The organism is Aeromonas sp. 600724, from assembly GCF_049175135.1.
Classification (GTDB): Bacteria; Pseudomonadota; Gammaproteobacteria; order Enterobacterales; family Aeromonadaceae; genus Aeromonas; species Aeromonas veronii_A.
Genome location: NZ_JAAKUM010000001.1, coordinates 1 through 22867, shown reverse-complemented (window position 1 = coordinate 22867; position 22867 = coordinate 1). Strand labels below are relative to the sequence as shown.

General features: G+C 58.4%; 19 protein-coding genes. 8 read left to right on the top strand and 11 right to left on the bottom strand.

The window, feature by feature from the left end:
- The first annotated feature begins 8 nt into the window (after nucleotides 1-8).
- Complete coding sequence (locus G5168_RS00095) at nucleotides 9-1076, top strand: extracellular solute-binding protein (RefSeq protein WP_227342882.1); 1068 nt, start codon at nucleotides 9-11, stop codon at nucleotides 1074-1076.
- 391 nt (nucleotides 1077-1467) lie between these two features.
- Here the strand turns inward: G5168_RS00095 and G5168_RS00090 are convergent, their stop codons facing one another.
- On the bottom strand, nucleotides 1468-2259 hold the full coding sequence (locus G5168_RS00090; RefSeq protein WP_421251652.1) for a hypothetical protein: 792 nt from the start codon (nucleotides 2257-2259) through the stop codon (nucleotides 1468-1470).
- A 654-nt stretch (nucleotides 2260-2913) separates the two neighbouring features.
- Between G5168_RS00090 and G5168_RS00085 the strand changes: the two genes are divergently transcribed.
- The 7 genes from G5168_RS00085 to G5168_RS00055 all read left to right on the top strand — a co-directional run bounded on the left by G5168_RS00085 (nucleotide 2914) and on the right by G5168_RS00055 (nucleotide 9650).
- Complete coding sequence (locus G5168_RS00085) at nucleotides 2914-3531, top strand: glutathione S-transferase family protein (protein WP_201937827.1); 618 nt, start codon at nucleotides 2914-2916, stop codon at nucleotides 3529-3531.
- Between the two features lie 233 nt (nucleotides 3532-3764).
- Complete coding sequence (gene rbsD, locus G5168_RS00080) at nucleotides 3765-4184, top strand: D-ribose pyranase (protein WP_227342878.1); 420 nt, start codon at nucleotides 3765-3767, stop codon at nucleotides 4182-4184.
- 18 nt (nucleotides 4185-4202) lie between these two features.
- On the top strand, nucleotides 4203-5735 hold the full coding sequence (gene rbsA, locus G5168_RS00075) for a ribose ABC transporter ATP-binding protein RbsA (RefSeq protein WP_421230988.1): 1533 nt from the start codon (nucleotides 4203-4205) through the stop codon (nucleotides 5733-5735).
- The gene (gene rbsC / locus G5168_RS00070) at nucleotides 5732-6700 is read left to right on the top strand and encodes a ribose ABC transporter permease (RefSeq protein ID WP_159158968.1); all 969 of its coding nucleotides are present in this window, start codon (nucleotides 5732-5734) and stop codon (nucleotides 6698-6700) included. The genes rbsA and rbsC overlap by 4 nt, the downstream gene beginning before the upstream one ends.
- A 30-nt stretch (nucleotides 6701-6730) precedes the next feature.
- Complete coding sequence (gene rbsB, locus G5168_RS00065) at nucleotides 6731-7606, top strand: ribose ABC transporter substrate-binding protein RbsB (protein ID WP_201932251.1); 876 nt, start codon at nucleotides 6731-6733, stop codon at nucleotides 7604-7606.
- 107 nt (nucleotides 7607-7713) lie between these two features.
- Nucleotides 7714-8646 (top strand): ribokinase, encoded by a 933-nt coding sequence (gene rbsK / locus G5168_RS00060; protein WP_421230987.1) that lies wholly within the window; start codon nucleotides 7714-7716, stop codon nucleotides 8644-8646.
- A complete protein-coding gene (locus G5168_RS00055; protein ID WP_421230986.1) occupies nucleotides 8646-9650 on the top strand; it encodes a substrate-binding domain-containing protein in 1005 nt (334 codons plus the stop codon). The genes rbsK and G5168_RS00055 overlap by 1 nt, the downstream gene beginning before the upstream one ends.
- Before the next feature lie 86 nt (nucleotides 9651-9736).
- On the opposite strand, the gene G5168_RS00050 is transcribed toward G5168_RS00055, so the two are convergent.
- From G5168_RS00050 to G5168_RS00005, 10 genes are all read right to left on the bottom strand, one after another.
- Nucleotides 9737-11386, bottom strand: coding sequence for a diguanylate cyclase domain-containing protein (locus G5168_RS00050; protein ID WP_421230985.1), 1650 nt, complete (start codon nucleotides 11384-11386; stop codon nucleotides 9737-9739).
- Complete coding sequence (locus G5168_RS00045; protein ID WP_149152901.1) at nucleotides 11386-11862, bottom strand: hypothetical protein; 477 nt, start codon at nucleotides 11860-11862, stop codon at nucleotides 11386-11388. The genes G5168_RS00050 and G5168_RS00045 overlap by 1 nt, the downstream gene beginning before the upstream one ends.
- Nucleotides 11863-11953: 91 nt before the next feature.
- Nucleotides 11954-12727 (bottom strand): Sir2 family NAD+-dependent deacetylase, encoded by a 774-nt coding sequence (gene cobB / locus G5168_RS00040; protein WP_005336680.1) that lies wholly within the window; start codon nucleotides 12725-12727, stop codon nucleotides 11954-11956.
- A 59-nt stretch (nucleotides 12728-12786) separates the two neighbouring features.
- Nucleotides 12787-13428, bottom strand: a complete 642-nt coding sequence (locus tag G5168_RS00035; RefSeq protein ID WP_216978765.1) for a GNAT family N-acetyltransferase — start codon at nucleotides 13426-13428, stop codon at nucleotides 12787-12789.
- A gap of 3 nt (nucleotides 13429-13431) precedes the next feature.
- Nucleotides 13432-14676 carry a response regulator gene (locus G5168_RS00030; RefSeq protein WP_216978764.1) on the bottom strand — a complete coding sequence of 415 codons (1245 nt, stop codon included), beginning with the start codon at nucleotides 14674-14676 and terminating at the stop codon, nucleotides 13432-13434.
- The gene (locus G5168_RS00025; protein WP_421251651.1) at nucleotides 14663-18652 is read right to left on the bottom strand and encodes an ATP-binding protein; all 3990 of its coding nucleotides are present in this window, start codon (nucleotides 18650-18652) and stop codon (nucleotides 14663-14665) included. Before G5168_RS00025 ends, G5168_RS00030 begins: the two co-directional genes overlap by 14 nt.
- 15 nt (nucleotides 18653-18667) lie before the next feature.
- Nucleotides 18668-18964 (bottom strand): integration host factor subunit alpha, encoded by a 297-nt coding sequence (ihfA, locus tag G5168_RS00020; RefSeq protein WP_005300715.1) that lies wholly within the window; start codon nucleotides 18962-18964, stop codon nucleotides 18668-18670.
- A gap of 3 nt (nucleotides 18965-18967) precedes the next feature.
- Nucleotides 18968-21355, bottom strand: coding sequence for a phenylalanine--tRNA ligase subunit beta (gene pheT / locus G5168_RS00015; RefSeq protein WP_421251650.1), 2388 nt, complete (start codon nucleotides 21353-21355; stop codon nucleotides 18968-18970).
- Between the two features lie 12 nt (nucleotides 21356-21367).
- A complete protein-coding gene (gene pheS / locus G5168_RS00010) occupies nucleotides 21368-22351 on the bottom strand; it encodes a phenylalanine--tRNA ligase subunit alpha (protein WP_005336686.1) in 984 nt (327 codons plus the stop codon).
- A gap of 376 nt (nucleotides 22352-22727) precedes the next feature.
- On the bottom strand, nucleotides 22728-22867 hold a 140-nt coding region (locus G5168_RS00005), incomplete at its 5' end, for an integrase core domain-containing protein (RefSeq protein ID WP_421172929.1).

Below are 22867 nucleotides of genomic sequence, written 5' to 3'. Positions count from 1 at the left end.
AGTTGTTGATGACAATCCAACACAAGGCCGGCGCCATGCTGGCAGCCGCCCTCACCCTCACCACCCCGCTGCTGAGCCAGAGCGCTCACGCGACCGACGACAAGGTGGTCTACTTCTACAACTGGTCGGAATATGTGCCGGATGGCCTGCTGGAGCAGTTCCAGCAAGAGACCGGTATCAAGGTGATCTACTCCACCTACGAATCCAACGAGACCCTCTACGCCAAGCTGAAAACCCATGGTGACGGCTATGACGTGGTGGTGCCCAGCACCTACTTCATCTCGAAAATGGCCAAAGAGGGGATGTTGCAGCCGCTGGAGCGCGCCCAGCTGCCCAACTTCAAGCACCTTGACCCGACCCTGCTCAACCACGAGTACGACCCGGACAACCGCTACTCCATCCCCTATATCTGGGGCGCAACCGGCATCGGCACCAACACCGACATCATCGAGCAGCCGGTTACCAGCTGGAAGCAACTCTGGGCACCGGAGTGGAAAGAGAGCCTGCTGCTGATGGACGATGCCCGCGAGGTGTTCCATATCGCGCTGGTGCAGCTGGGCTACAGCCCCAACACCCAAGACAAGGCGCAAATTGCCGAAGCGTTCGAATACCTGAAAAAGCTGATGCCCAACGTCAAGGCGTTCAACTCCGACAACCCGGCCGACCCCTTTATCGCCGGTGAGGTCAATATCGGTATGCTGTGGAACGGCTCGGCCTACGGCGCCCAGCGCGAATACCCCTCCATCCAGATGACCTACCCCGAAGAGGGTGCGGTACTCTGGATGGATAACCTCGCCATCCCGGCCAAGGCCAAGCATGTCAAAGAGGCCCACGCCCTGATCAACTTCCTGATGCGCCCCGATGTGGCCGCCAAGGTGGCCGAGGCGATTGGCTACCCCACCCCGGTCAAGGATGCCATTCCCCTGCTCACCCCGGCGTTTCGCAACAACCCCATGGTCTTCCCGAGCGACGAGATCAAGCGCAAGGGCGAATTCCAGTCCGATGTGGGTGATGCCTCCCGCCTCTACGAGCAGTACTTCCTGCAGCTGAAAGCCATGGTGGCCAAGGCCGGTTAAGTCGGCGGTTAATCGGCCCTTATGGGCTTAATGGATTAAGGGGGCAATATTTGCCCCCTTCTCTTTTTAACCACCAGCGCAATTTTTAAGCACAACAGTCATAGACACTGAGAGGCACAGGCGCGCATCGATTAACAGCAAAATATATAGATAGTCATCTTTAAGCCAGACAGACCACAATTTTTGTAAGTGCTCCACTGCAGCCGGCTTCAGAGCAAATTTGTAGGGAAATATGAGGGGGGCGATGTATTTCTCCATTTAGAAGGGAGGAACTCATAGCGACCCCACTGTGGAGATATAGGCAAAACGGATGTGTTTATGGGGAATAACTGTGCAATTTTATCGAAACAGCTAACGTCCGATTACGATTCGCTAATCTAACTAACAGTCTTTATACCCCCTTTTCATAGGACAAATTATTATTTAGTGGATCGCCATATGCACTCTCTAAAACAGTATTTTGTTTAGCGCTTGACATTTTGTCCTCCATAACGAATTTAAAATTAACTATCGATGGTAGCGGTTTATTATGAACTTTATAGTTACGTCTATATGTATTTACTTCTCTTTGATTCAGTCGCTTACAAACAACACCACCTTTTAATTTTTTAAGACCAACATCTGGTCGGCACGAAATATTTATACTCCCCAGTTTTAACTCACTCCAATTGCTGTATGCTGAAGATAAAAAATACCCTTGACGATTATGTTGATCTGAAGGGTTAGCTTTCAAATTAGCCTCCAACTCGGAACCTGCCTTCACTATAAAATAGCCAACAGAATCTAACACCCAATTACATCGGTCAGGCAATAAATAGTCTTTTGACACTTTTACACTGAATCTGTTTGATTGATATTTCTTAATGGGGTTATCTATTTGCCATCCCCTGAGTCTAGTATTTGCAGGTATAACACCGAACGCATAAAAAGTTTTGCTGCAAGTAGAGTCAGTTTTATTAGATGCAATGAAAGTACTATGAACAGCTAATTGATAGCCCTTATCAAAAGGAAACTCACCCTGAATAGTAAACAATTCTGTTGGGGTGGGATTAATCTCTGGCTCAATATAGGGCTCTTTAAGCCACCAGTACCACCCTCCGCCTATCACGGCCAAAGCTACAAAACCCGATATCAGTTTGGTTTTATTTTTGATATTGCTTGAGTTTCCCTTTTCATCATCCATTGATCACCTCTTTATTTTCCTTAACCTACTTCCTACCTTTCCTTAAGACTCTCAATTTCGCTGAGTTTCACTCCCCTTCTCTTAGTAAACAACATGGCTACTGCATATATATTTCCAACTACCTACATGTTGTTTTATAACCGGATTAAAGCATGATAAAACATTATAGCCACCATGAAAGCCGTGGAAAGTTTGTAGAAGAACATGGTATCAAACACAAACGATTGCAGTCATCAAAAAGTTATCTAAAAAGGCCGTTTTCTGTTTGATGATCTAAATGAAGATCAGTCTTGTTAGATAGGATTCATTGTAACGACCCAAAAATTAGAATATCTGATGACGATCATATCGTGCAAGAGCGGGAGAACAACCAAGGACGCTATTGTGCCCCAGTCCTTTCAGTACCAACCGCCCATCCTCAGGTATCAACTATCCCATCAAGTTCAACACCATCTGATTTGCACCCTTAGCCGAGGAATTTATGAAATGGTCAAACAAACCGATTAATTCTGCGCTTTTTCATCACCTCTAAGGGGTGTAGATTGGTTGAGGGGGCAAACGTTGCCCCCTCTCTTTTTTCATGACCCCTCGAGGTATCACGAAAACACATTTTTCGCCGATATCGCGGGTGGCCTGAGCCAATCAGGAGTATTCATGTCCGATCTGACCCTCTATTTCGCTCCCGGCACCTGTGCCATGGCCGTGCAGATTGCCCTGCTGGAAGCGAATGCCCCGTTCCAACCCCGTCTCGTCAACCTCGCCGCAGGGGAGCAGCGTGATCCTGCGTATCTTGCCATCAACCCCAAAGGGCGGGTGCCTGCCCTTGTCACCGAGCAGGGCACCCTGACCGAGACCCCGGCACTGCTGCTCTATGTGGCGCAGCGCTTCCCCGATGCCAAACTGGCGCCGCTGGACAACCCGTTCCTGCTGGCCCGCATGCAGGAGGTCAACAGCTTCCTCGCCTCCACAGTGCATGTCTCCCACGCCCACGGTCGCCGTGGCAGCCGCTGGGCCGATGACGAGCAGGCCATTGCCGCCATGCAGCAGAAAGTCGCCAGCAATATGCGTGACGGCTTTGCCCAGATTGAGCAGCACTATCTGGCAGGCCCCTGGGTGCTGGGCGAGCAGTTCAGCGTGGCGGATATCTATCTGTTCGTGGTCGCGGGCTGGCTGAAAAGCGATGAGGTCGAGATCAGTGAATTCCCCAAGGTTGCCGATCATTATCAGCGCATGCTGAGCCGTCCGGCGGTCGCCAAGGCACTGGCCAACTAACCATAAAATCAATAGCTCGATAAATAACAAGGGTGTCAGGGCTCTGCTGACACCCTTCCTGCCGCCTCCCCTGCACTTCTTCTCCCGCCTTTGAGATCGTTTTCACATTTCCGTGGTTTTGCCGTGGCCCTTCCTTAGTAAAAAGCCTATCTTTGCGCCATGACGCAACCGGTTGCGTAACCGGTTGCCTAACGGTTCACAGATTGACGGGCCAAGGCCTGATGAGGTGCTGTATGAAACGAGGCGTACTGCTCAATGCTCCCCTGAGTGCCCTGGTGGCACGGATGGGTCACACCGACGAGATCACCGTCTGCGATGCCGGCCTGCCCATTCCGACGGGACCGGAGCGGATCGATCTGGCGCTGATGGCGGGGACGCCGAGCCTTGAAACCGTGCTGACCGCCCTGCTCACCGACTTGGTGGTGGAGAAGGTGATCATGGCAAGCGAGATCAAGCAGATCAGCCCCGCCGCCCATCAGGCGCTTGTGGATCAGCTGGAGGCGCACGCCGCCGCCCAGGGCAAGCCCATCACCATCGAGTACTGCCTGCACGAAGCATTCAAGGCTCGCTCCCAGCAGAGCAAGGCCATCGTGCGCAGCGGCGAGGTGACCCCCTACGCCAATCTCATTCTCTGCGCCGGCGTGGCGTTTTAAATTCCCAAGGAAGCAGCTATGAGCAACGCCAATATGCTCCCCTCGCCCATTCTGGCTCTTTCCGGAATCGTCAAGACCTTCCCCGGGGTGCGCGCCCTCGATGAGGCGGGCCTCAAAGTCTATCCGGGTCAGGTGATGGCCCTGCTCGGTGAAAATGGCGCCGGCAAATCCACCCTGATGAAGGTGCTGACCGGCATCTATCAGGCCGATACGGGCAGCGTCAGCTATCGCGGTCAACCGGTTCACTTCAAGGGGCCGCGCGACTCTCAGGATCAGGGGATCAGCATCATCCATCAGGAGTTGAACCTGCTGCCGGAGTTGTCGATTGCCGCCAACATCTTCCTCGGGCGCGAACCGCGCACCCGTTTTGGCAGCATCGACCACAAACAGCTGCGCGAGCGGGCGAGCGGCCTGCTGGCGCGACTTGGCGTCAAGCATGGCCCGGATACTCGGCTCGGGGATCTCTCCATCGGCGAACAGCAGATGGTGGAGATTGCCAAGGCGCTGTCGTTCGATGCCAGCGTCATCATCATGGACGAACCCACCGATGCGTTGACCGATACCGAGACCGAGCAACTGTTCAAGGTTATCCGCGAGTTGCGTGAGCAGGGTTGCGGCATCGTCTATATCTCCCACCGCCTCAAAGAGATCTTCGAGATCTGCGATCGGGTCACCGTGCTGCGCGATGGCAAGTGGATCGGCGAGAAGGCGGTGAGCGATCTGGATGAAGACAGGATCATAGAGATGATGGTGGGTCGCCGTCTGGAAGAGCAGTATCCGCGCCTTGAACGCGAGCTTGGCCCTGTCAGTCTGCAGGTGAAGGATCTGACCGGTCCCGGCGTGCGCGGGGTGAGCTTCTCCCTGCGTCAGGGGGAAATTCTGGGCTTTAGCGGCCTGATGGGCTCCGGCCGTACCGAGCTGATGAAGCTTATCTATGGCGCCAGCCCCGTCAGCAGCGGTGAAATCACGGTCGATGGCCACGCGCTGGTGCCAACCAGTCCGGCCGATGGTCTTGCCGCCGGTATCGCCTATATCTCCGAAGATCGCAAAGGTGATGGACTGGTGCTGGAGCTCTCGGTGCGGGAGAACATGAGTCTGTGCGCCCTCGACGAGTTCATCAGCAACGGCAAGATTGACGGCAAGGCCGAGCGGCAGGCGGTGAGCGACTATGTGCGCCTGTTCAACATCAAGACCCCGAGTCAGGATCAGCTGATAAAGCTGCTCTCTGGCGGCAACCAGCAGAAGGTGGCCATCGCCAAGGGGCTGTTGACCCGGCCCAAGGTGCTGATCCTCGACGAGCCGACCCGCGGCGTCGACGTGGGGGCGAAAAAGGAAATTTATCAGCTGATCAACCAGTTCAAGAAGGAGGGGATGAGCATCATTCTGGTCTCCTCCGAGATGCCGGAAGTGCTCGGCATGAGTGATCGCATCATGGTGATGCACGAAGGGCGCATCAGCGCAGAGTTCAACACCCGCGATGCCAATCAGGAGAAGCTGATGGCGGCGGCAGTCGGTAAACAGTGGCAAGCAGAGCAAGAGGCAGCACAATGACAACCCAAACCCTTCCCCGCCGCGGCATCATGAACAAGGCCTGGTGGATCGAGAACAAATCCCTGGTCGCGCTGCTGGTCCTGATTGGTGTGGTCTCCTTCCTGAGCCCCAACTTCTTCACCGCCGACAACCTGCTCAACATCCTGCGCCAGACCTCGGTCAACGCCATCATGGCGGTCGGTATGACGCTGGTTATCCTCACCGCCGGTATTGATCTGTCGGTCGGCTCGGTACTGGCCCTGTGCGGTGCGCTGGCGGCGACTATGGTAGCGATGGAGCTGCCGATCTGGCTGGTGGTGCCCCTCACTCTGGGTGCCGGCGCCCTGCTGGGCGGCGTCAGCGGCCTCATCATTGCCAAGGGCAAGGTACAGGCATTTATCGCCACCCTGGTCACCATGACCGCCCTGCGCGGCATCACCATGGTCTATACCGAGGGTCGCCCCATCTCCACCGGTTTCAGTGACGGCGCCGATCACTTCGCCTGGCTCGGTACCGGTTACCTGTTCGGTCTGCCGGTGCCCATCTGGCTGATGGCCATCGTCTTCCTGCTCGCCTGGTTCATGCTCAACCACACTCGTCTGGGTCGATACATCTACGCGCTGGGCGGCAACGAGTCTGCTACCCGCCTCTCCGGTATCAATGTGGATCGGGTGAAGCTGGCGGTGTATGGTCTGTGCGGCGCGCTCTCGGCGCTGGCAGGGCTTATCGTTACCTCTCGCCTCTCCTCTGCCCAGCCGACGGCGGGCATGGGTTACGAGCTGGATGCCATCGCCGCTGTGGTGCTGGGTGGTACCAGCCTGATGGGCGGCAAGGGCCGCATCATGGGCACCCTGATAGGTGCGCTGATCATCGGCTTCCTGAACAACGCCCTCAACCTGCTCGACGTATCCTCCTATTACCAGATGATCGCCAAGGCCAGCGTGATCTTGCTTGCCGTGATGATCGATAACAAAAGCAATCGTTGATAAGACAAGCCACACACAAGGAATGAAATGATGAAAAAGCTCAATACCCTGCTCGCTGCCGCCATCATGTCCGTGCTGGGCACCGCCCAGGCCGCCGATCAAACCCTGGCCATGGTGGTCTCCACCCTTAATAACCCCTTCTTCGTCACCATGAAAGAGGGGGCCGAAGCCAAAGCCAAAGAGCTTGGCTACGAGCTGGTGGTGCTGGACTCCCAGAATGACCCGGCCAAAGAGCTCTCCAACATGGAAGATCTCACCGTACGCAAGGTCGGCGCCATTCTGATCAACCCCACCGACTCCGAAGCGGTCGGCAACGCCATTCGTCTGGCCAACCGCGCCAGAATTCCGGTACTGACCCTGGACCGCGGCGCTGCGCAGGGTGAGGTTAAGGCCCACATTGCCTCCGACAACGTGGCAGGCGGCAAGCTGGCCGGTGACTTTATCACCGAGAAACTGGGTACCGGTGCCAAGGTGATCCAGCTGGAAGGGATCGCCGGTACCTCCGCCGCCCGCGACCGTGGTGAAGGCTTTGCCTTGGCCGTGGCAGCCAACAAGCTGCAGGTGCTGGCTTCCCAGCCTGCCGACTTTGACCGCACCAAGGGTCTGAACGTCATGGAAAACCTGCTGGCTGCCCACCCGACCGTTCAAGCAGTCTTTGCCCAGAACGACGAGATGGCGCTGGGTGCCATCCGCGCCGTGCAGGCCGCCGGCAAAGAGGTGATGATCGTCGGCTTCGACGGCACCGACGATGGCAAGGCCGCCGTGGCCAAGGGTAAACTGGCCGCCACCGTGGCCCAGCAGCCCGCCCTGATTGGCGCCATCGGCGTGGAAACCGCCGACAAGGTGCTCAAGGGTCAGCCGGTGGAAAAATCCATCCCGGTTCCGCTGCAAGTGGTCAGCAAGTAAGTTGATGGGGGGAGGTTCGCCTCCCCCTTTTCACTCAAGGTTTACGGTGCCTCCCGGCCTGGATCCGGCTTTCGTGTCCATGCCAAGATGCATCAGGAGTACTCAACATGAATCGTCTCGTCGTTCTGGGCAGTGTCAATGCAGACCATGTGCTGCGCGTTCCCCACTTTCCTCGCCCAGGTGAAACCCTGACCGGCCACAGCTATCAAGTGGTGCCCGGTGGCAAGGGCGCCAACCAGGCGGTGGCCGCCGCCCGGTTAGGTGCACAAGTCTCCTTTATCGCCCGCATCGGCGATGACGCCATCGGCCACCAGATGAAGACCGGCTTTGCTAAAGACGGCATCGACGTGAGCGCCGTCGAGCTCGACCCCAAGCTCCCCACCGGGATCGCCATCATCTATGTGAGCGATGAGGGGGAGAACAGCATCGGCATCTCAGCCGAAGCCAACGGCGCCCTCACCCCATCCGTGGTGAAAGGCCATGAAGCGATGATCGCCGACGCCCACACCCTGCTGTTGCAACTGGAAGTGCCACTCGAGAGCGTCCATGAAGCTGCACGGCTGGCCCGCGCCCACGGCACCCGGGTGGTGCTCAACCCCGCCCCCGCCCGCCCGCTCTCCGCTGAGCTGTTGGCTCTGGTCGACCTTATCACCCCCAACCAGACCGAAGCGGAGCTGTTGAGCGGCGTCAAAGTCACCGATGAAGCGAGCGCCCGCGAGGCGGCCGCCCGCTTCCACCAGATGGGGATTGCGGACGTGATGATCACCCTGGGGTCGCAGGGGGTCTATTGCAGCAACGCACAGCAGCAACAGCTGATTCCGGGCTTTCGAGTCAAGGCGGTGGATACCACTGCCGCGGGCGATACCTTCAACGGCGCCCTACTGGCGGCGGAACTGGCCGGTGCCGATTTCCACAGCGCGGTGCGCTTTGCCCACGGGGCGGCGGCACTCTCCGTCACCCGCTTCGGCGCCCAGAGCTCCATCCCGAGCAAGCAGGAGGTCGACGCCTTCCTGCTTGAGCAGACTGCACAGGGGCACTGATGGCCAATATCAAGGAGGTGGCGGCGAGGGCCCAGGTCTCCACCACCACCGTATCCCATGTTATCAACGAGACCCGTTTCGTGGCCGAGGAGACCCGCGAGCGGGTCTTCGCGGCCATGCGCGAGCTCAACTATGCCCCGAGTCTGGTGGCCCGCAGCCTCAAGGTGAAGGAGACCAACAGTATCGGCATGCTGGTCACTACCTCCAGCAACCCCTTCTTTGCCGAGGTGGTGCGCGGGGTGGAGCGTTACTGCTTCGAGCAGGGCTACAACCTGATGCTGGGCAACACCGAAGGTCAGGCGGAAACCGCCCTCTCCTACCTCAAGATGATGCTGCGCAAGCGGGTCGATGGCCTGCTGATCATGTGCAGCGAAGGCCAACAAGAGGTGTTCAATCAGCTCGACTGGCTCAAGAGCCTGCCGGTGGTGGTGATGGATTGGGGGCTGGTCAGCGAAGATGTGGATCTTATCGCCGACAACTCCTTCCACGGCGGTTATCTCGCAACCTGCCATCTGATTGAGCTGGGCCATACCGCCATCGGTTGTATCACAGGCCCCCACAGCCGCGCCCCCGCCAACCAGCGCCAAGCTGGCTTTGAGCAGGCGTTGCAGGAGGCGGGTATCACGATCAATCAAGCCTGGATCCAGGAGGGTGATTTTGACTGCGCCAGCGGCCATCAGGCGATGACCCGTCTGCTGGCATTGCCCGAGCGTCCCACCGCCCTCTTTGTCTGCAACGACATGATGGCAATGGGGGCCATCAGTGCCGCCCATCAGGCGGGGCTGGTGATCCCGCGGGATATCTCCATCGTTGGCTATGACAATGTGGCGCTGGCCGAATTTATGTCGCCGCCGCTCACCACCGTCAACCAGCCCAAAGAGGAGCTGGGGCGCCTCGCCGTCACCCGCCTGCTGGCGCGGATCAACGGCGAAGCGGTGGAGAATCACCTGATCACCGTCGACCCTGACCTGGTGATCAGGCAATCCTGCGCCCCTCGCCCCTGATTTTCAGGGGCAACAAAAGAACAAGGCGACCCCGAGGTCGCCTTGTTTCATTCTGTCTCTTGCCGGTGCAATACCGCTTTTTGCCCTCAGGCCAGCGACCTCGTTTCCCTGGTTGCCAGCACTTGCAGTGGCACCAACCCCAATCGTCGGGCCAGCGGTTGCAACAACTCGCCATCTTCATCACCCTGCGGCAGCCAGTAGCGGACAGGCCAGCCGGCTGCCAACTGCGCCGCGGTGGTGCTGCCAATCTCTCTGAGCGCCAGAGAGCAACGCTGCTGCTGCAATCCCGCCAGCAAGACACCATCCGGCTGCAGCGTTGGTATCAGCAACACCAGCGGCGTGCGGGAAGACCCCGGCAGATAGGCCAGTAGATGGGTCAGCTGGGCCTGGTTGTCGAGCGGGACCAGCAGTGCCCGACCATCGGCATACTGCGCCTCGTGCGTTTGCAGCACCCGGGCCAACACGGGCCCCAGCACACCGCACTCCTGCAGCCAGCGCATCTGGCAGGGCACTCCCTGCTCACGCCACTCAAGCGCCAATTGCCACATGTCGTTGCCCTGCCCGTCCGTCAGCGCCTGCAATGCCACTCGCAGCGGTGCAGGCTCGCGCCCCGCTAGCCACTCTCGCAGCTGATGAAGCTGCTGCTGACTCAACTGCAACTGCTGCAGCATGGCAGGCTCAAACCAGCTGATCGCCCCCTCCTGGCTACGCTTGGCCTGATTAAGGGCCAGGATCGCCTGATCCAGCAACCGGGCGGCATCCTGTTGCTGTGCCTTGGCTACCCCGAGCCGACAGGCAAGATCGAAGCTGCACTCCCGGGTCACGAACTCGAAATGGAGCAGATCCACCAGCTCATGAATGGCGGTTTCCAGCGCATCATTCGCCTTGGTCAGCACCACGGCAAATTCATCTCCGCCGAGCCGGTAAGCGTGGCTGCCATGGGCCTGCAGCAGCTTGTTGGCCACCATCTGCAACAGCCGATCACCGACCTGATAACCCAGCAGATCATTGACCTGCTTGAAGCGCTTGAGATCGAGCACCACCAAAGCGCTCACCTCGCCAGCATGCAGAGCGCGAGAGAGCTGTTCCTGCAGGGCACGGCGGTTGCCAAGCTGGGTCAGGGGATCGAGCAGGGCAAGCCGGCGGTTCGCCAGATTGGCGCGAATGAGGGCTGCGACCAGAGCGCCACCGGTCAGCAGCAGGATCAGTTGCCAGATCTGCAGCCAGAACAGGCTGTTGCGGATCTGGCTGACCGAATGCTCCCGCTCCTGGCCGGAGAGGATCTGATCCCCTATCTGTTCGATAAGACGGGTCTGGCTGGCGATCGCCTCCTGCAAGCGGGCAAGCTCAGCCCCCTCGCGCAGCGCACCAGCCTCCATCTGGGGTTCGAGCTGCTTGATCTGCTCGAACAGGGTGGCCAGCACCTTGCCGAGTCCGTGCCGCTGGCGCATCTCGGCGGTCTCGCTGCTGATGAGGAAGATGTCGAGCCGGTTCCACAGCAGATCGTAATCGAGGCTCAGGGTCTCCATCGACAGTCTGCCAGCCCGATAGAGCTGCAGGTCGTAGAGGAAACGCTGGGATTCGAGCATCACCTGGCTGATGTTCCAGTGGACATTGCGGTAGAAGGTATCGACCAGCTGCTCTTGCCGATACTGCAGATAGAGGCTGCTGCCCGACGAGAGCAGAAACAGCAGCGACACCGCAACCAACAGCAGATTTTGGCGGGATAGCCCCATCAATCGACGATCTCGATGCGGGTCACCTGCCACACCATGCAGTTGTGAATGGCAGGCACGTCCAGCTTGGGATAGGTGGTGAACGGGATGAGCAGCCAGAGCGGCCCCTTGTTGCGCCGGGTCAGCGGTTTGCCGTCCTCCTGGCGCACCAGGGTCAGCGGCACGCCGTCGAACAGTGCCAGATCCACCACCTGCTGATAGCCGTTGAGGGCCGAGACGGCGATCTTGCGGGCATCCGGGATCCCTTGCGCCGCCAGCACGGCTGACAGGGTCGGTCCGCGATAGTGGTGGGCACCCTGAGTCCAGGGGGTAGTGGTGGTGAATTCGGTCTGTGGCAAGGCGGAGAGGGCCGACTCATCGAGAGTCACCTGCTGGCCATCTGGCAGTACCAGGGTCATCAGGGGGATGGAGGCCGATGCACTGGCACTGGCCAGCATCAGGAGAAAAAAAGCGATCCATTGCTTTACTGCGGTCATGGTAATTTGCGCCAAATGCGTCCCATTTTTTAAATGGTTGCCAGTGTGGCGATTTCACCGAACCATTGCAACTGTCCCGTCGCACACTAGCTCAGGGACCGCGCATCTCCATCCAGTTGTGTCCCTCGACTTGCCTCGGTTGATGAATGCCGCACGCCTCCAGCAACTCATCGACATAGGCGGGCACCAGCAGGGAGGCTGGGCCATAACGTTTCTCGTCAAACTGGCTGCCCACCTCGCTCGGCTCGAGATTGAGCTCGATGGTGTGCGCCCCGTTCAATCCCGCTTCATGGACAAACCCGGCGGCAGGATAGACAGCGCCAGAGGTGCCGATGGAGATAAAGAGATCGCACTGGGCAAGCGCGCTGTAGATGCGATCCAGCCCGAGCGGCATTTCGCCAAACCAGACCACATGGGGACGCATCGGCTGGGGGAACTGGCAGCAGGAGCAGAGCTCGTCCTGATGGAGATCGCCACGCCACTCGATTACCTGACCGGACTCGGGGCAGCGGGCCTTGAGCAGCTCGCCGTGCATATGGATAAGGTTCTTGCTGCCAGCGCTCTCGTGCAGATTGTCGATGTTCTGGGTGACCAGAGTCACCGAACCGGGCAGCAGTCGTTCGAGGCGGGCCAGCGCATAGTGGGCCGGATTGGGGTGAACCTGGGGCTGTTGCAGCTGTTTGCGGCGGGAGTTGTAAAAGCGCAGCACCAGTTCGGGATCCCGGGCATACCCCTCGGGGGTCGCCACATCCTCGACCTTGTGCTCTTCCCACAAACCGTCGCAGGCACGAAAAGTCTTGATGCCGGATTCGGCAGAGATCCCCGCGCCGGTTAGGATCACGATATGTTTGTATGACTGCGCCATAAGCTGCTCCGTCTATCCCCGCATAATAGTGTGACCTTAGCACAGGGAAAAAAGCGCCACTATTCGCCCTTGGTCTTAAAAGCTTGGCGTGGCTGTGCGGGCAACCACTCATCCAGCACGGTCAGATCGAGCCTGACAAAAACCATCTCCCGCCCGGTTACCAGGGTCAGCGGCAGACCAAGGCGCTTGAGCAAAGTGAGCATGGGACGATTCTGGGCCAGCACCTCCGCGGTCCACTCACAGATCCCCTCAGCTCGGGCCAGCAGTGCCAGCGCCAGCAGAATGCGCCGTCCCGCTCCCTTGTGCTGGAAATGATCTGCCACGATGCAGGAAAATTCGGCACGCTCCGGATGGAGTCGACGCCGGATGGACTGAGCCTGAGCCAGCGGCTCACCGGCAAGATCGGTCAGCAACAGCGAGATCTGGTGTTCGGGATGGTAATTGAGAAACTGGGCCACCTGCTCCGGCGGTGGCCTCCGTTTGGGGCGCATAAAACGCAAGTAGATGCTCTCCTCACTGAGCGCATCATAGGCGGCCAGCATACGGTCAGGATCCACCCCCTGCAGCTCTCGTAGCAGACAAGGTTGGTCGGCGACCTGCATCGTCAGTGGCAGTACCGACCGCGAAGCCGGATGGGGCCAGCCTGCCAGCCCCTTGCAGAGACGCTCCCGATGGATGGGCCAGCAGAGATAACGGGGCACGGGTTACCAGCGCCCCGCAATACCCTGCTCCCGCCACACCTCGGCGTCGAGCAGATTGTAAGGATCATCGAGATAGACGGCGATCCCCAGCTCTCTGACTCGGGCCATAAAGCGTCCCAGCAGGGAGTCCATGGCCAATGACTCTATTTCGGGTAAAAGCGCCTGCCCCAGCAGCAAAGCGCTCAACGGCAAACGCTCCAGCAGATCGAATGGCAAATGCTGGCTGTTATCGAGCAGCAACGCCAGCTTGCTCCCCGCCAGACTCGCTTGCAGTACCAGCGCAAACCGCTCTCCATTGCTCAACAGGTGATCCCGACGATGGATCAATAATGTCAGCTCTGTGGGGCTACGTGACTGATCCGTCAACCACTCTTTAAGTGCCTCCCAGCGGCCGGGTAAACCCGTTACCGCCAGCCAGACCGGATGAGGAGTCGCGGGGCTGGAGAGCAGCCCAAGCTGACCCTGCACTTCCCCCTGCCAACGACGAATTGTTCGACGTTGGCCACTCAGCCGACGCTGACGCAGAGGCCCCAGATAGAGTCCGCGCAGCAACCTGAGCAACTCGTTGCCATCGAGTGGCTTGGCCAGTGCAGCCAGCACATTGAAACCGGCATCGTGCAGCAGACGGCGGGCACCGTCGATCAATGTCTGCTCGTGCGCCGACAAGAGAATGATCGGCAACCCGCTGCGCTGAATTTGCGGCTGGCTCATCAGCAGGCTGATGGCATCCTGCTCCACCAGACTGAGATCACACACCAGCAGACTGATGTCGCCAGCCTCCAACGCAGCAAGACAGGCAGTTTCATCCTGCACCCACTGGCAGGAGAGCCCCAGTTCGGCGATAGCCTGCTGTAACTGCATCCCCTGAAACGGGTGATCTTCTAGCAGCAGTACCCGCTTGGCCGCCAGCCAGTTGTTCCAGTCACGGTAACTGGCGGCAAGTCCTCCCAGCCAATCTTCACCAATGGCATAAATTCCCTGATGATGCTGCAACTCGGGGAAATAGTCCGCCTGCTGGTGAGCGGCAGGATCGTAAAGGGCAATGGCTCCTGCCGCAAACAACCCTTCCCACTGCCAGCAGGCGTCCGGTTGGGTGCGCTGCAAAGTGACATAAGAGGGGAGTGTCGTGCTCTTTGCCAGCTCATGGGAGGCCCGATCAAGCGCATAGAGCAAGACAGGGCAAAAATCTGCCGCCTCGTGCTCTTCCGAGTCGAGCAACGCCAGCAGTTCTTCATCAGTAATGATCATCTTGGGTCCTTTTCGAGAAATGCTGGCTGAACTCATCCAACGCCCGGTTCAAACTGCTCTGGAGAGCTGGATGGGGGGCTTGTTGCCACTCGTCAATCACCGTCACCAGCGCCGTGGCTCCTACCATTCTGGCGGCCCCCTTCAGCTTGTGTAAAGCAGCATTCACGCCAACTTCATCTTCTTCTGTGCAGCAGCGTTCAAGTTCGGCCAAATCATCACGGGTAGCCTTCAGATAAAGGGCAGCCAGTTCATCGGTCAGCAACGAGGCAACCGGCGTCGGGGCGACAGCATTGCTCCCCTCTTTGCCAATATGGCGCAGCAAGGTCGCCAGCACCTTGAGGGCGACCGGCTTGTCCAGATGACCATCGCAACCGCAGGATTGCAGCTCCCTTGCCGCTTGCTCACTGAGATCTGCGGTGATCACATAGACCGGAAGACGGGCCCAACGCGCGGATTTACGCAATTGCCTGCACAGTTCGGCCCCGTTCATCACCGGCATCTGCAGGTCTGTCAACACAAGATCCACCTGGTGCTTCACCAGCATCTCCAGCGCCAGCTGCCCATTGGCGGCACTGACTACGCTTGCACCCAGTTGCCCCAGTTGCATACAGATCAGCTCCCGGTTGACATCGTGATCCTCAACAAGCAGTACCCGCATACCAAGCCCAGGCTGCATCTCACCCACAGGTTGCTCTGATGTCATCCGTGGCTGGAACAGGCTGATCATGGTGCCCGGCACCCAGGACTCCCCCTGCCATGACCAGTGATACAGACTATCCTCGTCTCTCTCGGCCTGCAGCAGATCAACCGCACGACTGGCAACATGAATACCGAGCCTGGACAACCAGGGCGTGACCCCCAAAACCTCATCGTGAGGCAGTGAGAGGGATAACTGGCGTACTCTTGGCTGCCAATCGATATCTTGCTGAACCTGTTGCAACGGCAACTCGCAGAAGAAGCGGCTACCACCGCCCGGGCGTCCCTCGACATCGATCAACCCGCCCATCTGCTCGAGCAGCTGCTTGCAGATCGCCAGACCAAGGCCGGTGCCCGGCGCCCGCAACTGCCCTTCAACAGCAAACTGTTCGAATGGCATAAAGAGAGTAGGACGCATCTTGGCGGTGATCCCCGGCCCTTCATCATCGACCCCGAAGCGCAAGGTCGATGCGACTACCTCGACCCACAGCACCACTTCCCCACGCAGGCTGAACTTGATGGCATTGGAGAGCAGATTGTGGAGCACTTGCCGTACCCGATGGGGATCGAGAGTCAGCAAGGCTGGCAAGGCAGGGTCAAGCCGCAATCGTAATTGCAGCCGTTTGGATCTGGCCTTACTCCAGTGCACCGCCGCCACGTGCTCGCACAGCTCGGCGAAATCGGTGGGCTGGGGCGAGAGGGAGAGTTTGCTGTTTTCGTTGCGACTAAAGTCGAGTACATCGTTGAGCAGGCCGAGCAGCTCATCCCCCGCCTGACGCACCCGCGCCAGCGCCGAATCCTGTTCTCTCGACAAAGGGGTGCTGGCCAGCCACTCAAGCAAGCCGAGCATGGCGTTCATCGGTGTACGGATCTCGTGGCTAATCGCCGCCAGGAAACGGCCCTTGGCCTGCACCGCCTGCTGCGCCTGTTCATGGGAGTGCTGCAATGCTTGATCCTGCTCGACCCGGGCAGTGGCATCCTGCATCACCGCATAAATTCGCCAACCATGCGGTTGACTGCGGCCACGGCCATAGAGCTGCAACCAGCGCAGACCCTTGGTCGGATGGTGATAGCGCAGGGTGAATGCGAAGGGTTTGCCAGCCTGCAACATGGCGAACATCTCACGGCTTACCCGGCGGCGATCCTCGCGCTCAAGCATAATGAGCACCCGTTTGGGCTCACGGCGGATCTGCTGGCTCGCCAGCCCCAGCAGCTCGTAACAGCCTCGGCTGATAAACTCGATGGCCCCTACCCGTCCCCGCTCGAACATAAACTGCAGCACCACGCCGGGGACTGTATTGGTCACGGCACGCAGGCGGCGCTCTGCCTGACGTAGAAAACGGGCCTGCTCACGCAGCACACTGATATCCGACAGGGCGATGAGATCGGTGGCAGGTGCTTGCTTGTCCAGCCGCAGCGGATGCTGGGCATAGGCGAAGACCTGCTCCCCCAGCACCAGCTCCCCTTCGCTCTTTTGCGGCTGAACCGGCGGCAGCATCAACTGCTGAGAGTAGCGCAGGGCCAGACGTCGCCCCTGTTTATTGGATTTGATCACCTTGCCCTGGCTGTTGCGCAGATAGACGGGCACCGGCAACGCCTGAAACATGGTTTCCCGCAGCTCGCTCTCGATGGCCAGCGCCTTCTCGGCGGCGTGACGCTGGGCCACTTCCCTTGCCAGTTGCTGGCGGGAACGCCAGATCCCGCCGATGACAATACCGCTGATCAGCAGTGCCATGGCGATGGAGCCAAACCAGGCGGCGTAGCTCACACCGGGTTGCTGCACGACGAGCAAGCGGCGCCAGCGCTGGTTAAGTTCGTCAATCTGGGTGCTGGTAAGGGCCATCAGGTTGCGATCCATCACCCCGGCCAGTTCGGTCTGACTCTTGTTGATGGCAAAGCCAAGACTGAAGCGATCTTCCAGCTCCTCAATATCGAGCCCTTCCAGCAAGTTGGTACGCTGGGGATATTGCAGCTGATATAGCTCGCTCAGCATGGCGTCAGCCTTGCCTTGCTTGATCGCTGCTAACCCCTGCTCGAGGCCGTCGGTGCGAAGCCACTCCTGATCACCAAGCAGGGCGAGCAAGGAGGGATCGTAGAGGGATTCAGGTACCAGAATACGCTGCCGCTTGAGCTGGGTGATGCGATCGGCAGCCAACTTGCGCTTGCTGATCAAGGCAAACCGATTGGTGGAGATCGTCCGACTGAAAATGAACTGATCCGTCAATGCCGGGGATTCCGGCAAGCCGGCCATCATATCCGCCTCACCAAGGCGCAGCTTTTCTACGGCCTCCGCCTTGCTGGCTGCAGGTACCAGCTTGTATTTCAGGCCGGTCTCCTGGGTGACCCAGCGCAGCACATCCGCGCTCCACCCTTTCGGCTCCCCCAGATCATTGACACCGCTATAGGGCATCAACTCGGGATTGACCACAAGACGAATGGTGCGCCCGCGGCCGGATAACCAGGCCTGCTCGGTATCGCTGAAGTGGGGTTGGTTGACGTAGAGCGACCCCTGATCGAGATAACGGGCCAGATCGGTATAGATAGTACCGGCGGGCATATGACGGATCAGGGTGTCCACCAGATTGGCCAACTCAGGCTGATCACGCATCATCAAGCGATAGCTGATGATCCGATCCTCACCAAACAGGCGGCGCAGGCGCAAACCATCGGCAGGAAACTCGCGCATCAGATAGCGCAGTTGCAGATAGTCCCCCAGATAGGCATCACCCTTGCCACTCTGCAGCGCGTCGTAGACCTTCTCTCCGCTTTTTAGGGAAATAATGCGTGCCTGTGGATAGAGCTCGTGCAGCAGGCGGGCAGAGTCTGCCAGCGAGTAGACCAGAAAGCGTGCCTGTTTGAGATTTTCACCCTTGTAGAGGATGGCGGCATCGGTCTCCATCATCGGACGACTTAACCGCATGCCCTCCACGGCCTTCTTGCGGGTTCCGACATAGGGAATGATGTCGCAGTCACCCTCTGCGAGCCCGTTGCGCAATATCTGCCAATCGGGCAACTCTTTGAGCACGAGGGGAACCGGGAACAGCTCCTGCAACCGGGCGAGACGATCCTTGAGCAGACCCCCCTCGGCCATCAGGTATGGTGGAGGAAGCGTCGCAGGATAGCAGAGCGAGAGCTGACTCAGTGAATTTACATAAGCTTGGGTCGCCGGCGCCAACGGCAGCACTGTGGTCTGCAAAGGCTTGGCGTGCAATGGCAGTGCCAGTACGGCACCCAGAAGAAAAACGGGGAATTTGGTCATCTGAAAACAAAAGCCAGGCATCTGCCTGGCTTTTTATCACTCGTTGGGTTCAACATTTTCTACCCTGGCCTTGAGCTTCTGGCCAGGCCGGAAGGTCACCACGCGGCGGGCGCTGATAGGAATATCCTCGCCCGTCTTGGGGTTGCGTCCGGGACGCTGATTCTTCTCACGAAGGTCAAAGTTACCGAAGCCTGAAATCTTGACTTGTTCACCACGCTCAAGCGCCTGTCGGATTTCCTCAAAGAAGGCTTCCACCATATCTTTGGCTTCACGCTTGCTCATCCCGAGCTGGGTGAACAGGTGCTCTGCAATGTCGGCTTTGGTAAGCGCCATAGATCAATCCCTCAAGGATGCATTCAACTCTTCACCAAGGGCCCGCACGACATTGTCTACGGTCTCGGCAATCTCTTTCTCCTCCAGGGTGCGCTGGGTGTCTTGCAATACAAGACTGATGGCCAGGCTCTTCTTGTCCTCTGCCATACCAGCACCCTGGTATACGTCAAACAAGTTTATTCCAACTACCTGATTTCCGCCAACTTTTTTAATTACCGCAAGCACATCACCTGCCAGAACCTGACGATCGACTACCACGGCAATGTCGCGACGGTTCGCCGGGAACTTGGAAACTTCGGCCGCAACCGGCACCTTGGCAGGGGTCAGCTTATCCAGCTCCAGCTCAAACATCACCGCGCGGCTCTTGAGGCCCAGCTTCTTCTCGAGGCTCGGGTGGATCACGCCGATGTGGCCGATGATCTCGCCATTGCGCAGGATGGCTGCGCTCTGGCCCGGGTGCAGGGCGCTGTGCTCGGTGCGCTCGAAGGTAAAGGTGGCCCCTTCGGCGGTCAAGTCCAGCACCGCTTCCAGATCTCCTTTCAGATCAAAGAAGTCGGCTGCGCGGGTTTTGATATCCCAGTGTTCGTCGCTCTGGTTGCCAGTGATGATACCGGCCAGCATCGGCTCCTGACGGATACCGTTCTCGGCGCTTTCATCCTTGATGAAACGCAGACCCTGCTCGAACAGACGCACACGCGGCTGCTGACGATTCTGGTTGTAAACAACGGCTTGCACCAGACCCGGGAACAGAGAGACACGCATCGCGGACATTTCGACCGAGATCGGGTTCGGCAGCACGATGGCATCGCTCTGCGGGAACAGGGTTTGCTGGGTCTTGGGATCGACGAAGCTGTAGGTGATCGCTTCCTGGAAACCGCGGTCAACCAGCAGGTCGCGCACGCGCTTCAAGGTCACCTGACCTTCTGCCTGCTCCACCATCGCCAGAGAAGCGGCGGGTTTCAGGTTCGGGATGTTGTTGTAGCCGTAGATGCGAGCCACTTCCTCAATGAGGTCTTCCTCTATGGCGATATCGAAACGCCAGGAGGGTGCCAGCGCAGTCCAACCGTCAGCATCCACAGTGACCTGCATGCCGAGGCGGGTCAGGATCTCGACCACCTGAGCGTCAGCCACGCTGATACCGATCACCTTGTCGAGCTTACTGCGACGCAGCTTGATGGGGGCCGCTTTCGGCAGATGGGCATCGGATTTGACCTCGATGACCGGACCCGCTTCGCCGCCGCAGATCTCCAACAGCAGACGGGTGGCTCTGTCCATCACCTTGGCTTGCAACTCCGGATCCACCCCGCGCTCGAAGCGGTGGGAAGAGTCGGTGTGCAGACCGTAGGCACGGGCACGGCCGGTGATGGAGAGCGGCGCGAAGAAGGCGCACTCCAGCAGGATGTCGGTAGTGGTCTCGGATACACCAGTGCGGTTGCCGCCGAAGATACCGGCCATGCAGGCAGGACCTTTGGCATCGGCAATCACCAGGGTGGTATCTTTGAGCTTCACTTCGTTGCCGTCGAGCAGGGTCATCGGCTCGTCAGCGTGGGCGCGACGTACCACCAGTTCCCCTTCCAGGGTAGCCAGATCGAAGGCGTGCATCGGCTGACCGTATTCCAGCAGCAGATAGTTGGTGATGTCGACGATGGCGTCGATGGAGCGAATGCCGCCACGGCGCAGCTTCTCTTGCATCCAGAGCGGGCTCTGGGCCTGCAAGTTCAGCCCCTTGATGACGCGGCCCAGATAACGGGGGCAATCAGCTGGTGCTTCAACCCGGATCGGGAAAGTTGCATCAATAGTGGCAACAGCTGGTGCCCAGGTCGGCTCGACCACGTCGACGCTGTTGAGCACGCCGATTTCACGGGCCAGACCGGCGATACCGAGACAATCGGCACGGTTCGGAGTCAGATCAACATCGATGGAGACGTCGTTCAGATTGAGGTAGTCACGAATATCGGTACCGATGGGGGCATCGGCCGGCAGCTCGATGATGCCATCGGCTTCAACGTCGATACCCAGCTCACTGAAAGAGCAGAGCATGCCGTGGGACGGCTGACCACGCAGTTTGGCTTTCTTGATGGTGAAATCACCCGGCAGGGTCGCCCCTACTTTGGCCACACACACTTTCAAGCCCTGACGGCAGTTTGGCGCGCCGCAGACGATGTCCAGCAACTCGGCCTCACCCACGTTGACCTTGGTCACCCGCAGCTTGTCGGCGTCAGGATGTTGGGCGCACTCGACCACTTCACCCACCACCACATTGTTGAACTGGCCAGCCACCGCTTCCACGGCGTCCACTTCCAGACCGGCCATGGTGATCTGCTCGGCCAGCGCGTTGTCACTCAACTCGGTGCGGACCCACTCCATCACCCAGGATTTACTGAATTTCATGTTCTCTCGCCCTTACTTGAACTGCTTGAGGAAGCGCAGGTCGTTTTCGAAGAAGGCACGCAGGTCGTTGACCCCGTAACGCAGCATGGTCAGGCGCTCAACGCCCATGCCGAAGGCAAAGCCCGAGTATTTTTCCGGATCGATGCCGACCGAACGCAGTACGTTCGGGTGAACCATGCCGCAGCCCAGCACTTCCAGCCACTTGCCGTTCTTGCCCATTACGTCCACTTCAGCGCTCGGCTCGGTGAACGGGAAATAGGAAGGACGGAAGCGAATGGTCAGGTCTTCCTCGAAGTAGTTGCGCAGGAAGTCGTGCAGAATGCCCTTCAGCTCGGTAAAGCTGGCATGCTCGTCAACCAGCAGGCCTTCAACCTGATGGAACATCGGGGTGTGGGTCATGTCGTAGTCGTTACGATAGACGCGGCCCGGTGCAATGATGCGGATCGGCGGCTGCTGATGCTCCATGGTGCGGATCTGCACACCGGAGGTGTGGGTACGCAGCATCAGATCAGGATTGAAGTAGAAGGTATCGTGATCGGTACGCGCCGGGTGATGAGCCGGAATATTCAGCGCATCGAAGTTGTGAAAGCCATCTTCAATCTCGGGACCACGGGCAACCTTGAAGCCCATCTCGCCAAACAGGCGCTCGATGCGCTCGATGGTGCGGGTTACCGGGTGCAGACCGCCATTCTCGATGCGACGGCCCGGCAGGCTGACATCGATGGTCTCGGCAGCCAGCTTCTGGTTCAGCACAGCAACTTCGAGCGCTTCACGACGCTCGTTCAGCGCATCCTGAACCTGCTGTTTGGCCTGGTTGATCACGGCGCCCGCGGCGGGACGCTCTTCGGCAGACAAGGCACCCAGGCCCTTCATCTGCTCGGTAAAAAAGCCCTTTTTACCCAGATATTTGACCCGGATTTCGTCGAGGGTCGCGATATCGCTCACGCCCTCAATTTCGGCTCTGGCTTGGCCGACTACTTCTTCAAGCTGTTGCATGTCTTCCTCGTCACCACTCCCGATACAGGAGCCTTTAGGCTAAATAAGGTCAAGAGGGGAATAATACAAAAAAAGCCCCTTCGCTGACCATAGTTAAGGTGGGCTTTTCTCCCTACAAATCATTTTGTTATATCAAGCGAGTCTCATCGATTTACCGTCACTCTTTAAATAGTAGAATAAAGACATGGTTTGTTGGCATACAATCCATTTATAGAACTAGTGATCTCCCACATGTCACTTTGTATGGAGAAAACTGTAGCGCGTGTAAAACAGTGGACAAAACGTGGACGGGAGAAAGAAAAACGTGATGTAAAACCGTGAATGACATGTCTAGTCCTGAAATAGGTTTACACATTTTCAACTAGCATTTTTCTACTCAGAACCCCCTATGTACCGCATCGGGGGTTCTGTATTTCAACGCATGATGCGGCCGCTCCATGTTGTAAATATCCACCGCTTCACGCACCATTTCCCGCGCTTGCGTCAAATCCTGCGGGCTTTGCAACAATAACTCTC

Coding starts and splice junctions, on each gene's coding strand:
- rbsD (WP_227342878.1), top strand. CDS start 3,765: ATGAAACGAGGCGTACTGCTCAATGCTCCCCTGAGTGCCCTGGTGGCA.
- G5168_RS00085 (WP_201937827.1), top strand. CDS start 2,914: ATGTCCGATCTGACCCTCTATTTCGCTCCCGGCACCTGTGCCATGGCC.
- ihfA (WP_005300715.1), bottom strand. CDS start 18,964: ATGGCGCTTACCAAAGCCGACATTGCAGAGCACCTGTTCACCCAGCTC.
- G5168_RS00025 (WP_421251651.1), bottom strand. CDS start 18,652: ATGCCTGGCTTTTGTTTTCAGATGACCAAATTCCCCGTTTTTCTTCTG.
- G5168_RS00030 (WP_216978764.1), bottom strand. CDS start 14,676: ATGATCATTACTGATGAAGAACTGCTGGCGTTGCTCGACTCGGAAGAG.
- G5168_RS00045 (WP_149152901.1), bottom strand. CDS start 11,862: ATGACCGCAGTAAAGCAATGGATCGCTTTTTTTCTCCTGATGCTGGCC.
- cobB (WP_005336680.1), bottom strand. CDS start 12,727: ATGGCGCAGTCATACAAACATATCGTGATCCTAACCGGCGCGGGGATC.
- G5168_RS00095 (WP_227342882.1), top strand. CDS start 9: ATGACAATCCAACACAAGGCCGGCGCCATGCTGGCAGCCGCCCTCACC.
- rbsC (WP_159158968.1), top strand. CDS start 5,732: ATGACAACCCAAACCCTTCCCCGCCGCGGCATCATGAACAAGGCCTGG.
- rbsK (WP_421230987.1), top strand. CDS start 7,714: ATGAATCGTCTCGTCGTTCTGGGCAGTGTCAATGCAGACCATGTGCTG.
- G5168_RS00050 (WP_421230985.1), bottom strand. CDS start 11,386: ATGGGGCTATCCCGCCAAAATCTGCTGTTGGTTGCGGTGTCGCTGCTG.
- G5168_RS00055 (WP_421230986.1), top strand. CDS start 8,646: ATGGCCAATATCAAGGAGGTGGCGGCGAGGGCCCAGGTCTCCACCACC.
- pheT (WP_421251650.1), bottom strand. CDS start 21,355: ATGAAATTCAGTAAATCCTGGGTGATGGAGTGGGTCCGCACCGAGTTG.
- pheS (WP_005336686.1), bottom strand. CDS start 22,351: ATGCAACAGCTTGAAGAAGTAGTCGGCCAAGCCAGAGCCGAAATTGAG.
- G5168_RS00090 (WP_421251652.1), bottom strand. CDS start 2,259: ATGGATGATGAAAAGGGAAACTCAAGCAATATCAAAAATAAAACCAAA.
- rbsB (WP_201932251.1), top strand. CDS start 6,731: ATGAAAAAGCTCAATACCCTGCTCGCTGCCGCCATCATGTCCGTGCTG.
- rbsA (WP_421230988.1), top strand. CDS start 4,203: ATGAGCAACGCCAATATGCTCCCCTCGCCCATTCTGGCTCTTTCCGGA.